The 485-nt window shown below is 37.7% G+C and carries 1 protein-coding gene and 1 pseudogene; both read left to right on the top strand.

The genetic code is table 11. The features are described from left to right. The coding region (gene ndhC / locus QQK25_RS24910) for an NADH-quinone oxidoreductase subunit A (protein ID WP_284190090.1) at positions 1–241 on the top strand (241 nt) is incomplete at its 5' end. Continuing rightward, positions 232–485, top strand: a pseudogene (locus tag QQK25_RS24905) (hypothetical protein); the annotation flags it as partial. The gene ndhC and the pseudogene QQK25_RS24905, both read left to right, overlap by 10 nt.

Here is a 485-nt window from a genome sequence, read left to right as displayed (position 1 = left end):
TTCTAGTTATGAATCGGGTATAGAACCGATGGGTGATGCTTGGTTACAATTCAGAATCCGTTATTATATGTTTGCTCTAGTTTTTGTTGTTTTTGATGTTGAAACGGTTTTTCTTTATCCATGGGCGATGAGTTTCGATGTGTTGGGCGTATCCGTATTTATAGAAGCTTTGATTTTCGTGCTTATTCTAATTGTTGGTTTAGTTTATGCATGGCGAAAAGGAGCGTTGGAATGGTCTTAACTTCAGGCAATCAAAGAGAACAAAAAAAGAATGTTGAGACAGTTATGAATTCCGCGGAGTTTCCGTTACTTAATCGAACAACCCAAAATTCTGTTATTTCAACAACCTCAAATGATCTTTCCAATTGGTCAAGACTCTCCAGTTTATGGCCGCTTCTCTATGGTACCAGTTGTTGTTTCATTGAATTTGCTTCATTAAGAGGCTCACGATTTGACTTTGATCGTTATGGACTCGTACCAAGATC

The organism is Zoogloea oryzae (assembly GCF_030161255.1).
Classification (GTDB): domain Bacteria; phylum Pseudomonadota; class Gammaproteobacteria; order Burkholderiales; family Rhodocyclaceae; genus Zoogloea; species Zoogloea oryzae.
Note: the sequence above shows the minus strand (reverse complement) of the source record. Positions and strands in the feature narration are given on the sequence as shown.